Here is a 22,250-nt window from a genome sequence, read left to right on the forward strand (position 1 = left end):
CCACATCAACTGCAGCAAAAATAAGACTGATTGCCTATTAAGCCTGCTTGATTACAGGTCTTAGTGCACCAGCGTCCATAGATGCCTACGCTGACCTCAAACCAGCCCTCAGCCTTGAATTTGGCCTCCTTTTCGGCCTTGATTTTGGCAACACGCTGTCGAACAGCTTGTTGCTCGGCGTTGCGCTTAGCGTTTTCTGCATTAACACGCTGAGCGTCTTGTTTTTTTGCGACTTCAACAGAAGCGGCCATCGCATCTGTTAGCCACTGCGCGTTCACTTGAGAGCACCTCTGAGTGTTGCCTTTGAGTTCGATACAACGCTCAGCATCTGCAAGATAGTCAGCCTTCATTGCATCCGAAGGTCCACCGAAGTATCCAATTTGGTGAGGCCGGTTAGAGCGCTAACACCTATTAGGGGAATAAGAAAACGCTTTTTCATTGATCTGAAGGTGTTGTGGAGGCACTTACATATCGAAAAAGGTGACGCAAGAGGCTTTTGGTAAAAAGAAGGATCACGCAAGAATTAATAGAAGCTGGTGGCTTAGTGGAAAAAATTGGGGATCTTGCTTTTTTCAACAGGCGCACAACGATAAAAATACTTCAAACAAATGGACTAGGACTCAACAATGCTGTTCATAGACTAACCCACAATGATTCACTGGATGGACAAGAGGGCATTGAGATAGGAAAGCATTTCATTTTGACGGATGACGAATCAAAGGCTTGGAGTCAAAAAGGACTTGCCAGTATTGCTTTAGACATGAAATAAAATTCAAGTATTTCAAGATCAAGGAAGGCTTGAGTAGAGGCAGTTGGCGAAGTTGTCGAAGATTGCTTTACGCGTGAATTAAAACGCATTAAGAGTGATCCCAACCGAATAGCAAATGTTGTCCTTAATGCCAAAAAATCTTCAGGGTACAGATGTCAACTTACAGGTAGTAGTAAAGCAACGGGTAGACAGCTAGATCTTGATGGTCATCATTGATTTGACAAGTCCAATAGGCCAGACCTTGCAGATCTTCATGAGAACATACTGGTTGTCGAAAGTCATATACATTCGGACTTTCATTCCTGGCATGGCGGATCAGGATGTAGTCCAAAATATTTCTTGAATTATCTCAATACTGCTCGTATGGATCTTCTTGAATCTGTTAATTCGAGGGCTGTCGTGAGACATTACAAAATCACGGAACGACTGATCAAGCTCCAAAAAAACTATGAGGGGTATCGACTGAGGTATGGATAATCTGATGACTTCATAGCTCTTTGCATATTCTGCGCTACTCACCTGTCAAGCTTGGCAACACGCGACAACGTATTGGCAGCTCCAATGACTGAATTCAGCTGTCCTGTCCGAAAACTTTCCTTCATCACGGCTTTCATCATGTGAACCATCTCAGCGACAACAATCTTGCGGTCATGGTTGACGTCATCAATGACAACCTGCCGTGCTTCATGCAGATAGTTCCGTGCTTGGCGTTCATCGACACCCCACTCTGAGGCAGCGTGTTGAATCAACTCTGAGTTGACAGCACCTTTAGAGAGCATCTGTACAAATTGCAGGATGCGCTTTTCTTTTTCGTACTTGGTGCATTTCTTACCCATGCTGTTGATTCTGACAGTAATTAGTTCAGGGGTCGGCTTTGCAGTAATGCACGGACCTGACTGCCATTGATCTCGACATTCGTTTCGGCATAGATCTTGTTAGCAAGTCGAGCTGGATGAAGCCCGGGGTTGTTGTCGATGACCTCCCAAACGGCGTCGGTGTGACCGTTGAGGATGGGGGGAGAGAGAGACACCCCTGAGAAAAGTGGGGTGTTTTGTTGGAGCTGATCGACCTCAGGTGTTGGAGCTTGGATGTGTGTTTTAGGGTTTGTTTGAGGTTTAATCCCTTCTCTTTCAAAGGGTTTTACTCCTACTTCCAACATTTCCACTCCTTTCTTTAAGGGGTGTGTCTCTCTTGTTTGAACCCCTGATTTGTTTTGGTGTTTTTGTTGGAGGTGATTAGAGCCATTCCTGAACTCGTGCGGCATGAAATACAGACCAGGAACTCCCTGTCGTGGTTTCTGTGTCAGCCACCTTCGGCAAGCTGTGTCGCGTCCGACGGAGCTGCGCAAAGTCTTCTCCTCATCGGATGACAAACCCATCAGCTCAGCGGCATCACGCAGTCCGATGGGCTGTTCTTGCTGCTTGAGAAGGTTCTGGAATCGATCACGCCATTTCTGCTCTGGAGCCATATGGCTTAGATCTGCTTCCAGCTTCCAGGTCCAACCGTTTGGCAGACCTTCGATCAGTTCACTGCGCTGAAGTCGCAGTTGCCAAAGGATGCTGGTTTCGCGTTTCTTATCGGTCTGCAGAGTGCGTAGTTCTTCGTCACCCTCAACTGATTTGAGGTTAAAAAGACCCTAGACAGCCGCGGGGATATCTTTGGTCCCACTGGCTTTGCCTGAACCGTTGTTGTGGTGAATGATGACCCCGGATTTGCCGCAGTCATTGATGAATTTGGCAATCTTGCGGATCACCCGTTTCCCGAATTCAGCATGGTTCTCGTCGACGTTCATGCTGCGAGCTACAGCACGGGCGGAATCGACGATGACTAGCCAAACCACCAATAAACCTTCCCAAATATTCTGCTTACGAATCGTTATGTAGAAAATAAATGCATCTGTTAGCTGCTGCACTCCACCCTAAAGAAGTTGACGTATAATACTTTCTTTTTTGTTTTTGAGCTAAGAAATATTTCCATAGCTTCTTTTGGTGTTTCCACGATTGGACCATTGATATTAAAGGATGTATTCAGCAATCCAGGTATTTTTGTTTTGTCATAGAAAGTCTTGATTGTGTTGTACAGTAATGGCGTTCGCTCTTTTGACACTGACTGAGGCCTGCATGTGCTATTTACATGCATTGCTGATATGAATTTCGTCTTGTACTCATTTGTGATGTGAGATGAAGTTGTCATATAATGTGAGCTGTAAAGAGGATCTTTCAATACTTCTTCCATGTATTCTTCAAGAATCATGGGCGCGAATGGCCGATACCACTCTCTATTTTTAATTTTATTGATCATATCCCGCCCTTGAGGATCAGATGGATCGTAGAGAATGCTTCTTGCTCCCAATGCTCTTGGCCCAGACTCTGAATTTTCGTGATAACGAAAGCATACAAATCGTTTTTGGAGATCAGATGAAAACCGTTCACAGTATTCATCGCTTGAATCTATCTTGTCGTAGATTATATTAGCTACATTTTCTTGTAATACCTTTAAGATAAAATCCTCAGTGTATTTAGGCCCCATGTATGGAGTAAAGGAATTTGATAGCTCCTCGTATCTCCTTCCCATTGAATGTACGGCAGCAATGCAATGGCCAAATGCAAGTCCACTGTCGTCTGGGAAAGGCGGAATGACTACTTTATTAAGCCCGTGCATTCTACAGGCTGCTGATGTTGCCACTATGTTCAACGCTAGTCCTCCTGATATGCCGAACTCATCAAATTCGAGATTTAGCTTCTTTGCGAGGTGCAGTATGTAGTCGATTTTTCCATGCATCCAGTCATTAGTATATTGCTGCAGATTGTGAGCAATATCTTGACTTCGCTTGGCCTCTTTGTTCCTAAGATCTTCCCCAAGATTGAATTCTTCGATTGCCCCTTCTTTAGTCGCCCCAAACGTAGCATAAGCAATTAATTGATTATATATTTTTTGACTCTTTTCTCCATAAGCTGCAAGTGCCATCAATTTCCCAGGTCCTTTTTGTGATTCAAATCCATAGTTCTTATTACATATTACATGCCACATACATGCAGGTGCACGGTTATTGTAGTCAGTAACCAAAGGTTTTGCTCTGTTACTCTCCTTGTCAAAATACCATCCAGAGAAATTGGTATCGTCTCCCCAACCGTCCGCAGTCATTACAAGTATCCTTTTAGCCTCAGGTGATGAAGCGGCAAGAGCACACAGTGCGTGCGAGTAATGATGATGTACTTTGAGAAGGGGTATCGTGTTGCCAGAAAAATTTATTTTAGATTCAAAATTTATCCATTGCCCAAGTTCTGGACTCTTGTATTCTGAATAAGGATTGCCACAGTATCCACTAGCAATGGCAGCTATGTCATTGATTCCCACCTTGAATCTGTCCAATGCTTCTATTAATAGTTTTTCACCAAATGAGCCATCGTTTTTCTTTCTTGTAATCCGTTCAAACTCTATGTTGCCTATTAGTTTCCTGTTGTCCATGTCGTATAGGCATATTGATGAGCCATGCCCTGCATGTGCGCCAAGGAGAATGTTTCTTGTCACTTGAATGATCGTCTCTAATCTTAGTTTATAATATCTAGCTTATTTCCGCCGTCTGCCCGAATTAACATGGCATGATGTTGAGCAATGGCTTTCCATGATAAGTCATTTGAGGAACTATTTAAAAAGGGTTTTATGAAGGTTTGCCTACTTCCTGCATAGCCTACATCGCTTGATGTTACCGATTCCTGAAGGAAGTATTGATCAAGTTAGACTTTAGTCTTATGGTTGAGCATCATTTACGAAGGTCTTTTATGGAGGCTACAAGCGCCTGAGCGAACTTAGCAAATACATTGCGGGAGCTTTGATGGCAGCCGCGGGATCTTCAAGCTGAAGTCTGTACATTCTGCCAATACTTTTCGGAATCGAAGTGATTTGCTGGATTTTCTACAAGTTGAGCCCCATGTTTCTAAGGAAATCTGTATGGTAGAAGACGGTATTGAAGCAGACCGAGTCGAGATGGAGATCAACCTGAAGGAGTGTTGACTAAAGTAAGAGCAGTAGCTACCAGCAAAAGATATAGGCAGACGGAGGGAATGCTGCACTGGAATCAAACGCTTAAAAGATCACTCATGGCCTGAATATTTTTGGTTGCTGTTATTGGTTGACATCAACTGCAGCAATTGGGTTGTATTAAGCGGCTAAGCTAAGTGAGGTCTTGATTCTTCAACTACTTGCGTAGGTGTAACAGTTAGTTAAAGACCTTATATGAGAGATGGTTGTTCCCTTGCCAACAGTCAAAGTGAACTAAGGAACTGTTATGTCTTTTGTGAATGGTTTGTTGTCCTTAAGAGCAGAGCACTCTCTCAAGCTTGTTCATCAGTCAAGTGTCATGTAGGTAGAGGTATTTGATTGCCTCTGTGTCTTTACCCTCTTGTGCTTCTAGCAGCATCTTCTCGCAGATGCTGCCTTTGCTGAGCATGGAGATGCAAAGCTTTTCTTTGGCTGTCGTGAGTATCGTCATGGTATTGGTATGTCTAGTTTGTCTCTCCTATTAGAGTACGGGGGTAGTTGTTTCTTTCAAGTGCTTTGAAGAATTTTCAGTCAGGAGTATCAAAGAGCGGTTGATGATTAGCTCTTCTGGTGTGATGCGCTGACGTGGTTGTTTAACAGTCATCAGTAAGGGAGTAGGCGTTGGGGGATCTTCTTTGTCTTGAGTCTCTTCTCTAATCCCCTCTAGCCATTCATCGAGCATTTCATCTGTCATTTCACGTAAAGGTTCTTCTGCTTGTTGTCGTTGTTGCTCTTGTTCCCAGATCTCAGTTGCTAGCTGCTCCTCTTAAATCTTGTAAGTGAACATGATCCGGTAGAGCTCTTATTTTTTTTGATCTAGAGCTCCAGTGTCTTTGAAGTTATTAATGATCTGATCGATACGACCGTCTGCTTTTCGCTGAACTAGTTATTGATTATGTTTATCCTTCTAACTCTCACTCGCGTAATTTTAGTGACTCTGCATGTGTTTGAACACAAGAGGTCTTTTAGAAACGAATACCTTCCTGGACGTTTCACTGTAAACATTTTTATTTGCTATTTTGTGAAAAGTGCAGGTTTACTATTCCAATTAAATTTTCACAGTGGCGCCAAACAACTTGCTTTGTGGTGTGCAAGAAGGAAATATTAATTAAGCTAGATAATATTATTTAGTTTCCACTTTCGTAGACTATAGCAAGCATCAAAAATAGTTCGAATAGAATTTCGTAATATCTTCTAAATATATTTTGGTCGATGATTGCTTCTTCATTTGATTTATTCTGGATTCTGGACATTTTTCTTACGTTATAGGAATTTTGGATAAGGTTCTTGGAAATAGTCTAAAGAAAGGTATAAATGGCAAACATGTAGCCCGGCTGTTATGATTACTTTGCTTAAGCGAATCATTAATGTGCCGGCTGGCTTTTTGGTTCAAGACCACCCTTCGTTTCCTTTTCACTGGAAAGAAGGATGTCTGTTCACGACTGCTGATTATGATGGCAAAGTTTCCATTAATTCTCAATGTGGACAGGATGTTGCCGTCCAGATTCTTGCCCCGGTTGATTCACCTAAATTATTTCTTGATCTTGGGGCTAATGATGGAGTCAATGGATCCTCTACTTTCCTTTTGGAAAAAATGGGATGGAGGGGGATGCTTGTTGAACCAAATGTTAATCTAATCCCGTCAATAATTGCCAATAGAAAGTATTCTTACCTCTTGCCATGTGCTGTAGGTGATGCCCGTGATGTTATGACATTACAAACATCCGATGTGCATACACTGGGGTCTCTTGTTTCCGACCAGAATTCTTATCAGCTACAGAGGTTGGTATCAGAGTCTGGTGGGTGGTCAAAGATAAAAAAACTACCAGTTGCAGTTTTGACAATGCAAGACATAATTAATTCTTTTTGCGATTTGCTAGGCGCACCTCCGACATTTGTCAAAATAGATGTTGAAGGTTATGAGGAAATAGTTGTTAGAAGTTTCTTCTCAACTGCTTTCCGACCTCCTGTGATTGAAATTGAAAATAACGAGAAAGGAGAAAACGTGGCTCAAATTCTCTTGTCTGAGGGATATATTCTTCGCTTGGTAATGGGCTCCTTTGTTGAAATCTGGTCCAATGTTGATTGTAATACGAAAAGTCTTTTAAGAGTTTTTGGATAATTTATTCTATTTACCCGCTTAGGCATTCAAGATAATTCTGTCAATACTCATCTTTATTTATAATGTTATGGTTTGTTTTGTGATCTCTTAATCACTACAAATCTGACTTTACCTCTTTTAAGTTTAGGGGAGGCCATGTGCCTCTAATTGTTGGTTTGATTTCATATAGAGGTGGTTGCTCGAGTGTGATAATGCTTCTAATAAGTGGAAGAACTTTGTTATTGCTGACCGAGATGCCGTAGGACCTCTGGTATGCTCGCCTAAATCAGATACCTGATCCTTGGTCACGTGGATAAAGAAATAATTATGCTGAAAATTAGTCGCTTTTAAGCAAATAATAGAAGAAGACTCTCAAATTCCTCAGTGTTAAGACCCCTCCTATCGGTATCCCCAGGAATGGCCAACAGAAGGCTGATCACGTGCTGCCCTTGTTGGCCAGTGAAGCCCTCCTGAGAGCAGGGCTTTTCTTATTTACTTTTTCTCTCTGAGGCGGTGACGACTTTTTGTTTTCATCCTTCACCGCTATCCATAAGTTGACGCAACTTCTTTAAAAACGCAGTGACCTGCCTCAATGCCATCGATGAGTTCGAACACAGACTGATCAAAGACATGCTTAGCTTTTGATATGCAGAGCAAACAACTGACATGAAGAAGGGCACCCGCGTTGGATGCCCTCAAGTCCAGGACAGGTTTTCAGGGTTTCTACGTCCTTGGACTCCTGATCTAGGTCTAAGCAAGCAGGGACAAGGCGTCAGCAGGGATAAATGCTTATCTGTATCAGCCATTTTCTAATTAGTCCAGCATTTTGGCTGCTTGCTGGAAATGGATAAGCATCCATGCTCATGGTCGCCCCGAAAGAATTCTGTATTGTTTGCAAGTTGAGAGCGCTAACCACAGCTTGCTACAAGCACTCCAAACAGTATTTTAACTTTGGATAAGAACACAGCCATACGAGAGGCACATTTGCGTCGTATTGAAACTTCTCTCGTTGCAATGCACCAAGCTGAGCAGGCTTTGACAAAGAAAAAGCGTAGTGAGCTCTGCCAGCCAACTCACTGCAAGTAGTGTCTTTAGCTGACTAGTCGTCAATACAGCAACGCGAAGCGAACAGCTAGTGACGGCTGCGGAACTGACACGGTCAACTGGCACAGTGACAGTTGCGATCGTTATGGTTCATTTGTGAGGAGGACTTCTCCTCGGAGTGGAAACAAGGAAACACTCCCAAAGAGAAGTCTTGAAACCCTGCCTTTGGCGGGGTTTCTTTTTTCCCTTGCATCTAGAGCGCTGAGCCCGACGAACAATGGCGCCAGGCCTTTTTGCAGAGGGAGTAAGAGAGCTGTCTGGTTAGCACCAATGACTCCCCAAGCATCCAGATCTAGACCTGAAGAAAGCCACTACAACCCCCTTGGGCTCGAGGGGACCTGGGCGGGATTCCTGGAAGAGGTGGCTTAGGGGCCCTACTTTCTCGGGCCCCGCAAACACTTGGCAACCCATCAATCGATGGCCCACCTCTTTGCCTGATTGGCTGAACAGCGATAGCGATCTGCGATCTGTTGCCAGGTGTAGCCCATGCATCGATAGCACTCAAGCGACGCTTGGTGAGGATTGAGAACGCATCACCGCAATGAGGGAATCTGGTTTCAGTTCACTTTTGTAGTTTCAGCATTCACCTTTGAATAGAGGTCTGACTTTGTATTCGGTGTCAAGGGTGTATCGCTATAGCTACTCAGGTGCATCTCAAGCGCGTGCCCTATCTAAGAGTTGAAGATGGGGCTTTAATTTAATAGCAGTCAATAGTAAGCATAAGTGCTGATCATGTAGTTAATATTGCCAAAGACCATAAGCGAGATTTCAAAATAAACATGCTCTAAGTAAGCTCAACCTTCAGGATAGGAGTTGCAGGCTTGGCTGGATGAAATTCTGGAGCTAGCAGCTACTTAAAGGTAAAGATTTGAAGATGGGATTTTGGTACAACTAACTATTTCCACCAAGTTTAAAAATAAGGCCTTTGAGGATCCATTGATCAAACTGTATCCTTGATTCATCCCTCTTGCGAATTCTCAGCTGAAGGGCTGATCACAATCCAAAGCAGCCATAAGGCTCCAATGAATGGAATCAAAGCGATGAAAATCCATTTCCACTGACGGCCGGTATCGCGTATTCTACGAACCTGCATGGCGACGCTAGGAATGATGCTTGCAACAGCAAAAAGCGCGTAAATCGAGTAAAAACCGCCTTGCAGCTGGTTGAGAACAAGACCGAGTAGAACATTGACGAGAATAATGGTCCAGTAGTCAATGCGCTTGGTTCGACCCTTGAAGTCAAAACCCTGAGTCCAGAACGTGCTGTAGCGATTGAAAACGGACACTATCCAAAGTCAAAATATGAGTCAATTGTAGGTCCTTCACCTCTCCAATCACTGATGCACCCACTGATCAAAAAACGTTTTATAAAATTATTTACCTTTATTAGACTCTGGTCCTTTGCGTTTTCATGGAACAAAAATCTGCAGTTAAGAAAGAAGCCTGTTTATAAGCGTGCAATGAATGAATGAATTTTCATTTTGCTTAGTATGATGAAACAGGTTATTGCCTAGAGTATTTGATGAATATATAGCTCATCCTGAGACTGCTGTTTATGCGTTTGATTGCATTGCAGACATAGCCTGACACGAACAACAGAACGAAAATCTGTAAGTAATAACTCTATAGTAACCATCAAGGCTGCTAAAGCCTTGATTAGCTTAGAAGGCCTCAATCTATATCGATAAAACATTTCTGAGAAAAAGATTGAGGCTAACTGGCGGTGTCGTTAGCGGTAAACCTCGCAGACCTATTTGTGCCTGCGGGTACCTAGTTTGCAATTAAACTATTGCAATAAATATTACTTAATCGCTCAAAGGTGTGGAGGCAAAGATTTTCCTTGTCTTTTTTCAATGCTAGCCCGATTTAAATCCAGGCTTCCGAGAAGCATCAATAACTCTTAAATACCTTGGGTTTTTATTTTGATATCAGGGGATGGATGAAAGCTTCTTTCATTGACAAAAGATTGCAAGTTATGGATATGATACTCAGTGTTGTGAACTCAGGTAATCAGTTTTCTGCCCTTTAGGGTGTGAGCAATAAAGAGATACGCTATTGAAGGGACATTAGTATTCCCTTGACTTGTTAATATATAGTCTCTTAATCTTGAGCTGATTCATTGGCTTGGTTATCTTTACGGGGCTGTCTTTACCTGGCTTGTATACGACCACAAACAAAGGCGTGACGACACCTAATGCCTGAAAATGTTCCTGCTGTTTGATTCACTGCTGTTGGAATCTGAGACAAGACAAGGCATCCGAGTAAAATAACGACCCATTTTTGATAGGTAGTCAATGAGATAAAGCCTTTGCTTATTCTCTTTGGGAAGTTGGTTCTGTTGGTATTCATTGGTTGAAATCTTGTGTTGGGAATTGCTTGCTGACTATATAATTTCGGATAGTGGCTGAAAAAGTCAAGAGCACAAAGTATAGCTTCATTCTCTACAGCAGTCGTGTCTACGAGAATTTGTAACCAGAGAAAGATGCATTACGGAGCCAGAGTTTTAGCCATGCAAAAATTTTTACTATTGTATAACCTCAGCCGTGTGCAACGTAAGATCTTCTCTGCTAGATGGATAAAGGAGCATGTAGCAGCGATGGCTTTGCGTCATCATTGCTTCTAACCAAAAGCCTTGACTCCAATTGATTTCGCAGTATGCGGAGTGGCTGGGACTTCTTGTGATTGAGATTGATCAGTCGTGCAGTTGTGGCAACCTCGCAGATGGTGGCTTAGGCAAAGCCTTCACCTCCCACTGAACAGAAGCCTTGAACAGCTTCCATGGATCGTTGTTCAGAATCTCTCGAGTGCTGCGCTTGCTAAAAGCTGTCACGCTTCTAAGACGCAATTTCACGCATAACCTTCGTTGTTATGTCTTGCTGGTCCATAGCTAACAGATGAACACGGCGTCCTGGGCGTTGATCAGCCAGTAGCAAGGTCTTGCTCCCGCAACAGGTGGCATCTCCACTGGAGTAGCTCTTGGAGTGATCAAGGGCAGATAGGGTTTCAGATCAGAGTGAATGAGGATAGGGAGAGGTCGGGCGATCGACTGCTTGAACTTGCTCTTGACTTTCTCGATTAATTTACGAATTTTAGCACCCCAGAACTGATCTTTGCTGCGGTCTTAATTAAATCGGACCCTATAGCTGATTCGAATGCTGTTTGATTGTATCGAGATAAAACCCGGCATGATTAATCGCCTGCGAATCACGAGTACATGAGTGCTTTGGAGCCAGCCCAGCACAGCCAGATTACGGGCAAGGGTAGTGCTGGCAGACTTAGGCGGTCTGCCGACAGCTTCTGCCAGCGGCGCGACAGTTGAGTTCATTCCTTTAGCAGGATTTGCCTAGCCAGCATGTCTAGGTGAGAACGATATGCTCCCAAATACTACGATTATCAAGGCGGAAAGTATTTGGAGGCATAAGTTTATTTAGAGAGCGGAAACTCTTATGCTGATGGTAATTCTGGCGAAACATATAAAATTCGGATACCCTTTCTGCTTGCCTCAATCCATGGGTTCTTTCGTCTAGATAAGGGTGAAAGGATGTTTCTAAAAACTGTGCTCAAACTCATCGATGCGATTGAGATAGGATACTACTTATTCAAAGGCTTCAAGATGACCCATCGCTAGCGGTGAAGGATGAAACCCAAAAGTCATTACAGCCTGAGGGAGAGAAAGCAAATAAGAAAAGACCTGCATAATAACGGGGCTTTTGATGTCTACTTGCAGAAATTTCTTGATATCCTATTGATGAAGCTGCTGTTACTAACTGATATCAATCGCTGCAATCGATCTCAAAAGTTCAGCGATAACTTAGTTAAGCTTTTGGTATTCCAAGGTGCATGAATTAAAGCTTAAGTGGGCTAAGAAAGATTTGAGCCAGCAACTCGATGTTGAGTATTTGACTTAATCTTTGATTATGGGTGATTTGTCTACAGTATTGAATGATGCGTAGGAAGGCATTGTTGGCCCCCTGGTCGTTATTCTTTTGTGAGTACTTAGGTTGCCCTTGATAAGGCTCATGGGAAGTTATTATTGACGCTTTTTGATTGGCTGGTATGGGGGGCCAATCCAAATCTCCTTGAACTTCACGTCTTCAGTGCATTTTCGGAGATTTTTGTAAGGATTGGTCCGTGCTTGAGAACTAATCCCCAGTAGTTGATTGTTGGCGCGAATAGAAATCCGATCGCCATCCCGGCGAGACCTGTCAAGGCTGGAACAAAGAGGCTAGCGGAGGATTTTCGTTTTTCTTCGGTCATCGCAGGGAGGTTTCTTATACCAGTGTGGCAACGTTCTGACAGTCTTCCACATAATTTGATCTGAACTTAAACAGATCAGTGCTTTCTCCTGATCTAAATTAATCCGCAGCAGCTGCTTTTGCTTTTTGACTGCCAATCCTCGATTGGCACAAAGTCTTGAAGTGCTTCCGATCGGCAATGCCTCTTAAGGGCTTATATGTAGAAGTGATGACACCCAATCCATTGATAAAGAGCTTGCTAACTCTTCCTTTTTTTCTTGCTGAGCATATGATTGCTCAGCACTTTTCCAGAGCATAAGAAGCAAGGTTATTGGTTTCATAGGTTTTTTGCTCAGTTTTGATGGGTGTAACTATCTTCAGCAAAGCAGCAGCAAAACCAAGAACAACTGTGGAGCTTTTTACAGCACCTTCGTTAGCAGGCCATCTCGGGGTGTAGGGCTAGGCAGCATTTGCAGAGTGAGGTCTTGATCAGGGATCAAGTGAAGTCGCAACTGGTGAAACAAGCCGACCACCATCAAACGTATTTCAAGTTCCGCTAGTGGTTTGCCTAGGCATACTCGCTCTCCCCCCCCAAAAGGCAGCAGGGTTGCTGAACAGCCATCATCTAGGTGGCGCTGGGGACGAAAGGCTTCCAGATCGCCAGCACCATGACGGTTAGAAGCTGCCAGAGCAACCTGTACCACACGGTTTTTTGGCACCTCCACACCGTCGATTGCCAAGGCGCACTTAGTGCGACGAAAAAAACCTCCCACCGCTGGCGTGAGTCGCATGACCTCAGAAACGACCGCATCAAGTTTTGGTGCGTTGACCTGGTCGTAGGCAGTGGTGGCCTGCTCGGGTGCTGGAGGCCAGTCAAGTCCATCGATTTCCTCTCGCAGCCACGTTTCCACTTGCGGGTTGAGAAGGAGCTCCCGCATCAGACAGCTGAGCGAAGAAGCCGTGGTCTCGTAGCCCGCGAAAAGAAGCAGCAGAAGCTGCTCAACCACGTCTTCGTCCGTTAAAGGAATACCTGCTTCATCGAGGCCTCCAGCAAGCAGATCAAGACCACCGTTGCCATTGGAGGCTTTTAAAAGCACCTTCTGAAGCCTCTTCAACAACCGTTCCCGTGCCTTAAGCGCTTTGGCAAAGGAGCTACCTGGAAGAGCTATCGGTATTGAGAAGAGGGCTCTGGTCCAGATCTCGAAATCAACGAACAACTCATCGCGATCAGTACCCTCCAATCCGAGAACCGTCGTGGCGATTACCGAGAAAGCGAAACGACGCATTCTCTCTGCGAGAGGCAGAGCTGTTGTTGCAGCTTGTAGTTCGTCGGCAAGATCCTTAACCATGATGATGATGCCAGCGCTGTAGCGCTGTAGTGCTGAGGCCGAGAACAGTTGGCCTATTACCCTTCGGCGTGCTCGATGGGAGGCTCCGTTGCGGTTAGCCAGCGAATGGCTGCCCAACAGCTGCCGAACACTCTCCGGCCACCAACCTTCTACTGCGTTGGGTTGAGCGAGGAGATCACTAATCGCTTGCCCACCCTGAATGAACACCATTGGCTGTCCGAGCAGTGATGTTTCAAAAACATTCCCGTGACGCTCAAAGCGCTTCTGTGCAAAGGCTGGATCGCGAAAAAATGCAAACGCTTCAAGTACCCCACTCAGGGCAGCTGTATTGGGAAGAGGGCGAAGCTTGGCATCATCAGAACTCGCCATGACATTTGCTATCCAACAGCAAAGCTAATGGGGCGGTAGAGCGAACCTTGCAGAATCGATGAAAAATGCTGAAGCTAAACAGGGTTTCAATACTCTTCAATGTCTACGCAACTCGTCCCAATGAACAAAACAGCAAACCCTTGGCATGAAGAAGGGCACCCGCTTTGGCTGCCCTCAAGTCCAGGACTCATTTTCAGGGTGTCTGCGTCCTCAGACTCCTCATTCAAATGGAACCAGGTTGTATTAGAGGCGCAGGAGGAATAACTGCTTCTTTTCAGTTGCCTCCATTGCAGAAGCGAACTGCCTCAGCATTGCTCCTGCCTGTGGCGATGGTTTCCTCTACGCAGCCGTTGAATACCTTGCTTTCTTGTTTGATGGAGCAGACACCCAGAGCAATTGCAGCAAGGGAGATTGCGGAGACAACGGTGGCGGTGATCTGAATGACTCCATAAGCAAGCATTGAGCTCTTTTTGCTGATGCAGTCCTTTTTTGTCGTGGTCTCTTCAGTCATGGATAAGGAAATGTCTGCAAATAGCCTATGAAGATCAATTGCTTCAATATTGGATACAGAAGGCAGTAATAACCACACTCATGGGCTTTTTAATCAGCATGGAGGCTTAGACGGCACCGCAAGACTCAACTTTTAACCAATCTCCTCACCTTATAGTATTGATCCATTGCTAGGCATCAACTACTAGTTTTCAACTGTATCTATGCCTCATATTATTTGTTTTTATCGATAGCTAGAGTTCTGTTTGGATAGTAGGTTTGATCACCTCTGGCAACCAGTTCCTCAAGGAGGTCATTTTCATCTGGTGTTGTCTTCAGAGAAGCTGATTAGCCTTAAGACACATATGTCAATAGTGCTTTGGCTGGATGCAGGATCGATTCAACGCAATAAGCTCGCTCTAACAGGCCAAGCCTCAAAGAAATAAGCAAAGGATTGGAGGGTGGTTATAGGGCTTCTAGCAAAACCTCTGCAACGTTAATAGTCTTTAGAGATTTATACGTTTTCGCTGAAAAGATTTTGGCTTTAGATATACTAATGGAGAATTGGGGCGATGGATCAATTGCCAGAGGTGTCTCCCGGCGTAGTGGAAACAATTATAGCCTTAATGATAAGTGCTTGGATTTTCATATTGCTAATGCCGACTGATTACAATGAGGACGAGTGATTGGGGAGATTATTTATTGAAGCCAATTTTCAGGTTCTTTAACTTCATTGTCATCATTGCTGATTGTTCCCTTATGCCAGGCTTCTTTGTCTTGAATTGAACGGGCTGATGAGGCCTTGGGGTCAAGTAAGGCAGTGCCTTTGGCTTTTGTTTGTTCTTCTTGCTTCCTGTGGCATCCGATTGGGTATGCCTGTATTGATATTAATAGAGAGTTATGTTTGCGGTTAAGCTTCTGGCTTGTGATCGCGATGCCTTTCCAATGAAGTGACTTCTAATGACATTAACTTGCATTCAAGCTCCGCAGTGATAATGGCATCTGAGATAATAATTATCAGTCTAAGCCTTAATGATGAAGTGGTTGGTAGGTAGGTATTGAAAGGCTAAGGGATTGAGGATTGTTTTGCAGATTGTGGTGACCACTCTCAGTATTTCAAAAGTCTCAAAACCATTTGTTATTGGTGCTCAATGCTGACTTCGGTAAAGTTTAGTATTAAGCTCTTGGCCGATGGCGGTTCACATTTGTTGCAGTTGTTTGTTTTTAACTCATCCTTCGGGGTGGTCAATTTTTCTTGGAAGTTATCTAGCTTTTCCGCAACACCTTAAGGGCTCGTCGTGGACTCTTCTATTCCGATTGCGTGGTGTTGAACATAAAGCTTGAATGACAGACACAACATGTGGCTACAGTTTGCTGATGGACCCTACGCCAACCACTCAGTTCATCACCTACTGCGCTGAGCAAGAATTTGGAGAAGATGCTGAAGTTACAAGAGTTAGAGACGAACAAGGCAGAGAACCTTGCAGGGACAACAAGTACCTCATCGTTAGTGCTCAGAAAAATTTCTATGAGTTCAAAGGGCTGGTCAACATCAATGGCATCACATTCGGATTCAAGGCCAAAACATTCAAAGCTAAGCAGCCCGAGTGGTCCTTCACGCCAGAGGCCCTTCTTAAAGAGCGCAAGAGCTCCACATAGGTTCCACTAGGCAACAATGGTGGAATGGAACAAGGGGATCCCGAACCTTTAGCCACCGTTGCAAAAGCGAGTCGCCCTGGGAACATCGTATTCCTTGTAACTGTGCATCTCAATAATGCAAAAAACCCTGAGAATTGCCTCAGTTGCAATTGGAACTTGGGTTAGGGCGAGCAGGGCCAAGGCTAGTCCTGTTCCTGGGGCATGGATGTTTGCGTTAACCCAAGGTTTTTGGTCACGGAGCTCTTCGGCTAGAGACGCTTCAAGAGGAAGCAAGTCTGCCTCATAGATTGGCTTTGCACTTATCCAATTTTTAAATGCTGGGTGATGTGGCGGTGGTAAACCTTCGACTGCGCTTCCAACACGCAAACCTTAGAGGTGCTAGATGGACGCCCATGAGTGGAATGACCGCTTAATTTTTAGTCTTCAGGCATCGGCGCTTTGGTGAATATGTCAGCATCAAATCAGCTCACGAAGGGCTTCCTCTGGCCAGCATTGCTTGGGAATGTCTCGAAGCATTTTGAAGTCTTCGAAGTCAAAACCTGGACCAACACAGCAGCTCACCAAGGTATAGGAACCTTGGCTGCAAGCAGCTTGCCAGCATCCTGCGGGGATCATCTGCATTGGCTGTGCTGCATCCAGATTCAATCTGACGATTTCATTGCTAATTGGATCTAGTCGCCAAAGAGAGAGCGGTGCTCCCTGGAGGTGAATCCAGATTTCATCTGCACCATCGACACGATGCCAACAACTTTTATCTTCCTTGCCTAAGAGAAAAAAGATCCCAGTGATGCCATTGCGTTGATGACCATCACTTCGTTTTACTGTCAGATCACTTCGGATGACTTCCCGGTACCAGCCTCCCTCCGGATGTGGGGATAACTGGAATTGGTCAATGAGTCTCAAGATGCTGCTGTCTTTCAATGGATCCAAGAGTTTTTTTCATGCCCTCAGAGTAGTCAGAGTGTTCTAGGTGGGGGGAGGTGTAGGCGTTTTTATTTTCTTGCGTCAGTCATTTCACTTGTCTCAATAAGAATGAGGGTGTTGGCCTGTGTGGTTACGTAAATTAATGCTCACGGAATCAGTTTGACATTAGGCCCCTTTGCCTTAGGATTGATTTATAATGATGAGAAGAACGTACTCAAGAGGACTTGTGCGATGAATAACGGTAAAGATGCACATTCAGAATTCAGTAATGATGTGAATCAGGAATCCTTCAGAAGGTTTTGCCTTGGCAAGGGTGATCGTGTAGCATTTCAACAGTCGGAAATGTATGATGACTGATCAAAAGCGCGATGCGGAGTCGCCCTTGCCAAGATTCATTAATTGGATCAAAGGAGTAATGGGAGGTATGGGAGCTGCAGTTGTGTCTGAGAAGAGTAAAAACGTACCGCCCAATATTGGCGCCCAACCATTTAAGGATAAGCCAAAGAAAGGAATTCTATGAACCGATGAGGAGACGGCAGCACACGACTGACTATTAGAAGACATCATCTTTGTCTTGTCTATAGTAAGAGTCGCATCTTGAAAGTCGACTAAAATGTTTTAAACTTTTAGCACTGCTTCTCAATATATATAGTCAGAGATTACATGGTTAGTTTTTTATTGTTTTATCCATAAAGCCTATGGATTACTAGTTAATAGAGCTGTATGTGAACATTGCAAAAGAAATATGGATATACTCAGTTATGGATTGATTTTTATTTCCTTGAACTGCGCAAGTAAGGCTGGATAAGATTAGCTAGTCACTAGAGGCTGACAAGTTGGTCAGGACTTCTTGTCACGCTTGATGCACAAGATCAGAAGTTGTACAAGTCTCACACAGGCTTGATTAGAGACTCAAGTTGGATGACTTCAAATGGCGGATTCTTTTCTCATCTTCTACGGAGGAGATCTTGACGGAGTCACACTCGGCCGCTTCAGAGCATCATTCCAGCAAACACTTCTTTTTCATAGTTTCTAAGGGCGAGGCTGCTAGGAGAATTGGGTGTAGGGGGTATGGTGCGACTTAGCCTCGTAGAGAAAAGCCTTGGCTTTCCCCCCTCTCAATGTCTGGTTAGGGCTTTTGCTCATTGCGATTGGCGTATGCGTGGGTATTGAGTTTCAGGTTCGAGTTGATTCAGATTCAGATTCAGATTCAGATGAGTAGATACCACTGCCCTTTCTGTTCGAGTCGCTACCAGATTCATCAGCAACGTGCGGATGGTGTGATGGTCTGCGGCCAATGTGGAGACCCTTTAGTCAAGGTCCCATTCATTAGGCCGACTCAGATCGTTGGGTTAGTAGCCGCTGCAGCATTCATTGCACCCTTGCTGTTGATGGTATTTGTGTTCATTCAAGACGAGCAACGCCCTGAGCTCAAGCGTCCTTTATCGACAATGGCAGCGGTGTCTTCTCCTGTAGATATTTATTGTTGGTTTAGTTGAATCCTTTTACGATGTCTTATTTTTCATGTGCATGCAAAAATTTAACTGGCTTTTGGCCATTGCCGGCCGTGCGAACATTGAGAAGCCAACAACATTAATTAGGCTTTTTCTGCCTTTAAATGTCACCTGCTTGCTGCAAAGGTGTTCTTTCTGGTTCTATTTCTCTGAATTGTCCATGCCTTAGGGAATGGATCATTCCCCATTAGAATTCAGTTTTAAAGTTATATGGGATGAAGTTGTATCAATCTCAGAACTTCAGCAGTGAGCAGCTGCGTCAGCTTGGTTGGCCTGCGCAGTTACCTTTAGGTGAAGTGGAAAAGGGCTAGAGCTCATATTCCTGCTCAAAACGCTCCAGTAGCCCCTTGTAGAGGGCCAGGGTCCCCTCTGTCTCCTCGCAGAAGCCCTTCAAGACATAGCTCTCTGAAAGGTGAGAGGCTGCGGCGTTGATCTGCTCAAAGCCGGATAAATATTCACCTTGTGTCTCTTCATCGGCGATGTCGTAGATCATTGCCATCACCAGCTCCACCTTTCTTTGAGCCGCTGCGATCTCGGCTTCCATGCCCTTGCTGAGTTTGCGGCGCTTCCTCGGCATCTCTTCCTCTAGATCCAGAAAAGAGATTAAGGGAATGGCCGTTTTCAAGAGGAACCTCTTTGCTCAGAGGTTGGTTCTCATAGCGATTGATGCTGATCTAGAGATCAACCAGTGCTTAAAAGCCCAAAAATTTAATTTTGCTCCGGATCAGAGCTGTCTGCAATCAGCATTAAGACTGATTGCCATCAATGGCTGACAAGGCCAAGGTATGTACATCGAACACGGAGGCGCCTAATTGGACGACACGCCACCTGAGTACGCAGCAGAAGCAAGCTGACTTCTGGCCCCTGCTCCAACAGTCTCAAAAAATCGTGGGCTGATCGTCTGGTGCGACAAAGTTTATTGGTGCGTCAAACCAGTCGAGCCTCCTCTGCATCGTCCTAGGTGCCCTTAAAGGAGTGTTGACAGCCACACACCTGGACAAATGGCCCCAGGTGCCAATCCTCAGAAGCTTCGCTTAATCACTCAACGACATTAAAAACCGACCCCCCCCTCTAGAGTGGGTCGGTTTTTTTATGAATAGAGCAAGCTTTTGTCTTATGCCATGACTTTGCAAGTGGCTCAAATGTGAATTGAAATGGCCGCTACTTTTGTTAACCACTCATTTAAATTGGATTCAAACTCTGAATGTGGATAGATTGCTCTATTAATTTAGTTTTGCGATGAAGTGCTTGCAAAAGCTGATCACTAATTTGGAAGATCAACACCATGATTCATGTCTGCTAGCAACTTGGCTTTGATTCACATGTATTCAGTAAAATATTGTAAAGGTCTACTTACAATCTCGACTCTGAGTTGCTCGTTGCTCCTCTTCTTCATAAGTGCGTTGGCAAGTATCTCCAAATTTGCAAAGAGTTAGATTGAAGTTGGAGATAGTAGAGGGCTACAAGCTGTGGAGTCATACAGCCCAGTTGAGGATTTATGCGAGCGCAAAGCCAATTAAAAGGCCAATCGCCCAGCTCAGCCAGTGCTCTGGTAGCTGCTCAATCGAAAGTTTTGCTGAAGATTCTAGTGCGGCACTTCTGTCTAAAGCAATTAGATCCATCAATCAGTCCTATTAGTGATACTCCTTGTGTGGATTTGGTATGCGTTCAAACCCTTAGAGTTAGTTGCGCTCCTGTTGATTCACTGCGAATCAATCCAGCCACATTCACTTGTAGTTTGATCAACACATGGGTTGGGCTTGGTCTTCTTGTTCAGATGGAACAGCGCTAAAACAACTCAGCGAGCATTGCTAGGAGGAGGTCAATTGCAACTTGATGACTTCAATCACCACAAGTGATGTGAGGCTCGCCATTGCAAATCTCCCGTGCATGATCTCGACTTGGCTCAATCGGGCGAAAGTCATGATGGAAAACCCTCCTAACGATCAAAGAGAAGAGCCGTAGGTGCAGAAAGGCTGCTGCTTATCTCTATTACATGAAGACAGGTCTCTCAATCTGGGTCAATAGGTCAATGCACTGGACAACTCGTTTGATCGGTCGTCGATCTAGCTCAGTAAGGCATTAAAAGTATCCAACACCAATGTGCTTGAGCTAGATCTGGCTTGCAATCTTGATTTCATTCGACTAAACCGATTTCTTCTTGGAAGATTGCGGATTGCGTATATCCAGCAATTAAAATTGGGTTATCTGCAGAGGTTATGTACTCTTAACTCGTTAATTACTAGTCTCTTGATATAGTCAACCAATGCCAAGGCTAACTCTCATTCGAATGAGATCCAAGTAGCTGTCTTCCTTGATGAGTCCCAGTGTGTAGAGAGCTTTGAGAAAAGAACAGAGACGAATCAACTCAGAACTGGAAAATTTGATTAAAGTTAGTCAGTCAATTCCGCTGATAAATCTAGAGTCTGTTGAAAGTTAGACGAAGAAGGGTATCCTAGAAAGGATATCTTCTTGGCTTTAAATGTTTACACAAGATGAGTAGGTATTTTCAGTAATGTCTAATAAATTCCTGGCATGTCGAATTCCATTATTCTATAATTAACAAAAATTCAAATTATTTAGAGTCAGGCTAGACTTATTAAAGAAAACCATCAATTCTTAGTGATTTATTTGGATATAATTGTATAGTAAGATCTATTTGATTCTTAGAGCCCTTTCTTTCGAGCTCTTATATTCTTCTTTGTTGATCAAGCCTTGTTCATGTAGCTGCTTTAGCTCTTCCAGCTTTTGAAAAGGCCGTTTGGCTCCAGTTACAAAGAGCCACCATCGCACCAAATATTTTTCCGACCGCTCTGGTAAAAACGTTTCTGCTTTCTCATTCTTTGGCATTTTGGTTTTGGTGATAGCCTCGCCGTGAACCCAGTCTTTTACATTTAGACTTAGACGAAGCATTGATGGATTCCATGGTCTACGCAGCTTTCCTTTAGTAATTCCATTTCGCATGAGAATTAGCATTGCTTCTCGTTTGGCTTGACGGATTCCCGATTTGTACAGGAATGGTCCAGCAACATATGTAGTTAAATAGAAGACTACTTTCCATTGTTCTGAGGAAGGCCCTTGGCCTGAGACTCCGAAAGTATTCATGCATGCTCCAATGATTATGCATATCAGTGCTGTTCCTGCAATCCCATAAATTATTGGGGTGATAGATCTTCTGGATATGGCGTAATATATCTGGACAAGAGGAACCCAAGCAGAAGACAATGCATAACCCCAGCCAGTGTCCTGTTGACGTTTTCTGAAAGCTAGGATTTGTTTGGCTGAGATTGGATGGACCATTTAGCCTGATCAAGAACTATTTAATAGCACAAAATCTTTATTATCTTTCTGCATAGTGAAGTAACTCAAGAATAGTAGAGCAGGCAGTAGATGCTGAATTGAAATTACTGTTATTCATAAGCGTTTAAGTTGTTTTAACTCTTTGCTCAATTGTTGGCTGATCATTCCTGAACTCTTTGCGCGGCCAATATGTTTCTGGCTGCAAACATATATGCAAGTAAACTATTGCTGAGAAATTGAAATCAACGTTCTTGCATATTTGGTCTATTCGCGCAGTCTTAGATGATATTCGCATCAATACATTCCCTTATCTAGTCGTTGCTAAAAATTCACCTTCTTCAGGGTTGATTAGCATCTCAACTCCTGAAGCTAGAACAAAATAAGGCCTTGATTGACC

Annotated in this window: 18 protein-coding genes; 4 read left to right on the forward strand and 14 right to left on the reverse strand. The window is 44.0% G+C overall.

Translation table 11 applies throughout. The features are described 5' to 3' along the window. Positions 1-5 precede the first annotated feature (5 nt). Complete coding sequence (locus tag SIB79_RS00430; RefSeq protein WP_063403091.1) at positions 6-350, reverse strand: hypothetical protein; 345 nt, start codon at positions 348-350, stop codon at positions 6-8. A gap of 146 nt (positions 351-496) precedes the next feature. Here SIB79_RS00430 and SIB79_RS00435 point away from each other — a divergent pair, with 146 nt between their 5' ends. Next, a complete protein-coding gene (locus SIB79_RS00435; RefSeq protein WP_063403090.1) occupies positions 497-769 on the forward strand; it encodes a hypothetical protein in 273 nt (90 codons plus the stop codon). Positions 770-1,284: 515 nt separating this feature from the next. On the opposite strand, the gene SIB79_RS00440 is transcribed toward SIB79_RS00435, so the two are convergent. The 6 genes from SIB79_RS00440 to SIB79_RS00465 form a co-directional block, all read right to left on the reverse strand. Continuing rightward, positions 1,285-1,605 (reverse strand): hypothetical protein, encoded by a 321-nt coding sequence (locus tag SIB79_RS00440; RefSeq protein ID WP_413681119.1) that lies wholly within the window; start codon positions 1,603-1,605, stop codon positions 1,285-1,287. A gap of 20 nt (positions 1,606-1,625) precedes the next feature. Further along, on the reverse strand, positions 1,626-2,237 hold the full coding sequence (locus tag SIB79_RS00445) for a hypothetical protein (RefSeq protein ID WP_063402758.1): 612 nt from the start codon (positions 2,235-2,237) through the stop codon (positions 1,626-1,628). 168 nt (positions 2,238-2,405) lie between these two features. Then, positions 2,406-2,681: a hypothetical protein gene (locus tag SIB79_RS00450; RefSeq protein WP_413681120.1), complete on the reverse strand. Its 276-nt coding sequence runs from the start codon at positions 2,679-2,681 to the stop codon at positions 2,406-2,408. Then, positions 2,669-4,300: a carbamoyltransferase C-terminal domain-containing protein gene (locus SIB79_RS00455; protein WP_155724551.1), complete on the reverse strand. Its 1,632-nt coding sequence runs from the start codon at positions 4,298-4,300 to the stop codon at positions 2,669-2,671. The genes SIB79_RS00450 and SIB79_RS00455 overlap by 13 nt, the downstream gene beginning before the upstream one ends. Before the next feature lie 820 nt (positions 4,301-5,120). Continuing rightward, positions 5,121-5,261, reverse strand: coding sequence for a hypothetical protein (locus SIB79_RS00460; RefSeq protein WP_155724550.1), 141 nt, complete (start codon positions 5,259-5,261; stop codon positions 5,121-5,123). Positions 5,262-5,291: 30 nt separating this feature from the next. Continuing rightward, positions 5,292-5,504: a hypothetical protein gene (locus tag SIB79_RS00465; protein WP_155724549.1), complete on the reverse strand. Its 213-nt coding sequence runs from the start codon at positions 5,502-5,504 to the stop codon at positions 5,292-5,294. Between the two features lie 645 nt (positions 5,505-6,149). On the opposite strand from SIB79_RS00465, the gene SIB79_RS00470 reads away from it, so the two are divergent. Further along, complete coding sequence (locus SIB79_RS00470) at positions 6,150-6,932, forward strand: FkbM family methyltransferase (RefSeq protein WP_063402924.1); 783 nt, start codon at positions 6,150-6,152, stop codon at positions 6,930-6,932. Positions 6,933-8,973: 2,041 nt separating this feature from the next. Here the strand turns inward: SIB79_RS00470 and SIB79_RS00475 are convergent. From SIB79_RS00475 to SIB79_RS00485, 3 genes are all read right to left on the reverse strand, one after another. After that, a complete protein-coding gene (locus SIB79_RS00475; RefSeq protein ID WP_063402923.1) occupies positions 8,974-9,300 on the reverse strand; it encodes a DUF805 domain-containing protein in 327 nt (108 codons plus the stop codon). Between the two features lie 3,368 nt (positions 9,301-12,668). Continuing rightward, on the reverse strand, positions 12,669-13,967 hold the full coding sequence (locus SIB79_RS00480; protein ID WP_063402920.1) for a cytochrome P450: 1,299 nt from the start codon (positions 13,965-13,967) through the stop codon (positions 12,669-12,671). A gap of 274 nt (positions 13,968-14,241) precedes the next feature. Next, positions 14,242-14,478: a hypothetical protein gene (locus tag SIB79_RS00485; protein ID WP_041384596.1), complete on the reverse strand. Its 237-nt coding sequence runs from the start codon at positions 14,476-14,478 to the stop codon at positions 14,242-14,244. A 1,322-nt stretch (positions 14,479-15,800) separates the two neighbouring features. Between SIB79_RS00485 and SIB79_RS00490 the strand changes: the two genes are divergently transcribed. Beyond that, positions 15,801-16,115: a hypothetical protein gene (locus tag SIB79_RS00490; protein WP_063402918.1), complete on the forward strand. Its 315-nt coding sequence runs from the start codon at positions 15,801-15,803 to the stop codon at positions 16,113-16,115. Positions 16,116-16,571: 456 nt separating this feature from the next. Here the strand turns inward: SIB79_RS00490 and SIB79_RS00495 are convergent, their stop codons facing one another. Further along, on the reverse strand, positions 16,572-17,018 hold the full coding sequence (locus SIB79_RS00495) for a cupin domain-containing protein (RefSeq protein ID WP_413681121.1): 447 nt from the start codon (positions 17,016-17,018) through the stop codon (positions 16,572-16,574). 1,190 nt (positions 17,019-18,208) lie between these two features. Here SIB79_RS00495 and SIB79_RS00500 point away from each other — a divergent pair. Further along, complete coding sequence (locus SIB79_RS00500; RefSeq protein WP_236072489.1) at positions 18,209-18,538, forward strand: hypothetical protein; 330 nt, start codon at positions 18,209-18,211, stop codon at positions 18,536-18,538. A gap of 322 nt (positions 18,539-18,860) precedes the next feature. Here SIB79_RS00500 and SIB79_RS00505 read toward each other — a convergent pair whose 3' ends face one another. From SIB79_RS00505 to SIB79_RS00515, 3 genes are all read right to left on the reverse strand, one after another. After that, entirely contained in the window at positions 18,861-19,130 is a 270-nt protein-coding gene (locus SIB79_RS00505) for a hypothetical protein (RefSeq protein WP_063402929.1), read from the reverse strand. A 1,234-nt stretch (positions 19,131-20,364) separates the two neighbouring features. Continuing rightward, positions 20,365-20,478, reverse strand: coding sequence for a chlorophyll a/b-binding protein (locus SIB79_RS00510; RefSeq protein ID WP_081215614.1), 114 nt, complete (start codon positions 20,476-20,478; stop codon positions 20,365-20,367). Between the two features lie 730 nt (positions 20,479-21,208). Next, a complete protein-coding gene (locus SIB79_RS00515; protein ID WP_155724548.1) occupies positions 21,209-21,658 on the reverse strand; it encodes an SHOCT domain-containing protein in 450 nt (149 codons plus the stop codon). Positions 21,659-22,250: the final 592 nt, after the last annotated feature.

Source organism: Prochlorococcus sp. MIT 1342, from assembly GCF_047304495.1.
GTDB classification, from domain to species: domain Bacteria; phylum Cyanobacteriota; class Cyanobacteriia; order PCC-6307; family Cyanobiaceae; genus Prochlorococcus; species Prochlorococcus marinus_D.

What these genes read in the sequence shown, in the direction of transcription:
- SIB79_RS00430 (WP_063403091.1), bottom strand. Translation starts at nt 350, where the DNA reads ATGAAGGCTGACTATCTTGCAGATGCTGAGCGTTGTATCGAACTCAAA.
- SIB79_RS00440 (WP_413681119.1), bottom strand. Translation starts at nt 1,605, where the DNA reads ATGGGTAAGAAATGCACCAAGTACGAAAAAGAAAAGCGCATCCTGCAA.
- SIB79_RS00445 (WP_063402758.1), bottom strand. Translation starts at nt 2,237, where the DNA reads ATGGCTCCAGAGCAGAAATGGCGTGATCGATTCCAGAACCTTCTCAAG.
- SIB79_RS00460 (WP_155724550.1), bottom strand. Translation starts at nt 5,261, where the DNA reads ATGACGATACTCACGACAGCCAAAGAAAAGCTTTGCATCTCCATGCTC.
- SIB79_RS00465 (WP_155724549.1), bottom strand. Translation starts at nt 5,504, where the DNA reads ATGACAGATGAAATGCTCGATGAATGGCTAGAGGGGATTAGAGAAGAG.
- SIB79_RS00470 (WP_063402924.1), top strand. Translation starts at nt 6,150, where the DNA reads ATGATTACTTTGCTTAAGCGAATCATTAATGTGCCGGCTGGCTTTTTG.
- SIB79_RS00480 (WP_063402920.1), bottom strand. Translation starts at nt 13,967, where the DNA reads ATGGCGAGTTCTGATGATGCCAAGCTTCGCCCTCTTCCCAATACAGCT.
- SIB79_RS00485 (WP_041384596.1), bottom strand. Translation starts at nt 14,478, where the DNA reads ATGACTGAAGAGACCACGACAAAAAAGGACTGCATCAGCAAAAAGAGC.
- SIB79_RS00490 (WP_063402918.1), top strand. Translation starts at nt 15,801, where the DNA reads ATGACAGACACAACATGTGGCTACAGTTTGCTGATGGACCCTACGCCA.
- SIB79_RS00505 (WP_063402929.1), bottom strand. Translation starts at nt 19,130, where the DNA reads ATGCCGAGGAAGCGCCGCAAACTCAGCAAGGGCATGGAAGCCGAGATC.
- SIB79_RS00510 (WP_081215614.1), bottom strand. Translation starts at nt 20,478, where the DNA reads ATGACTTTCGCCCGATTGAGCCAAGTCGAGATCATGCACGGGAGATTT.
- SIB79_RS00515 (WP_155724548.1), bottom strand. Translation starts at nt 21,658, where the DNA reads ATGAATACTTTCGGAGTCTCAGGCCAAGGGCCTTCCTCAGAACAATGG.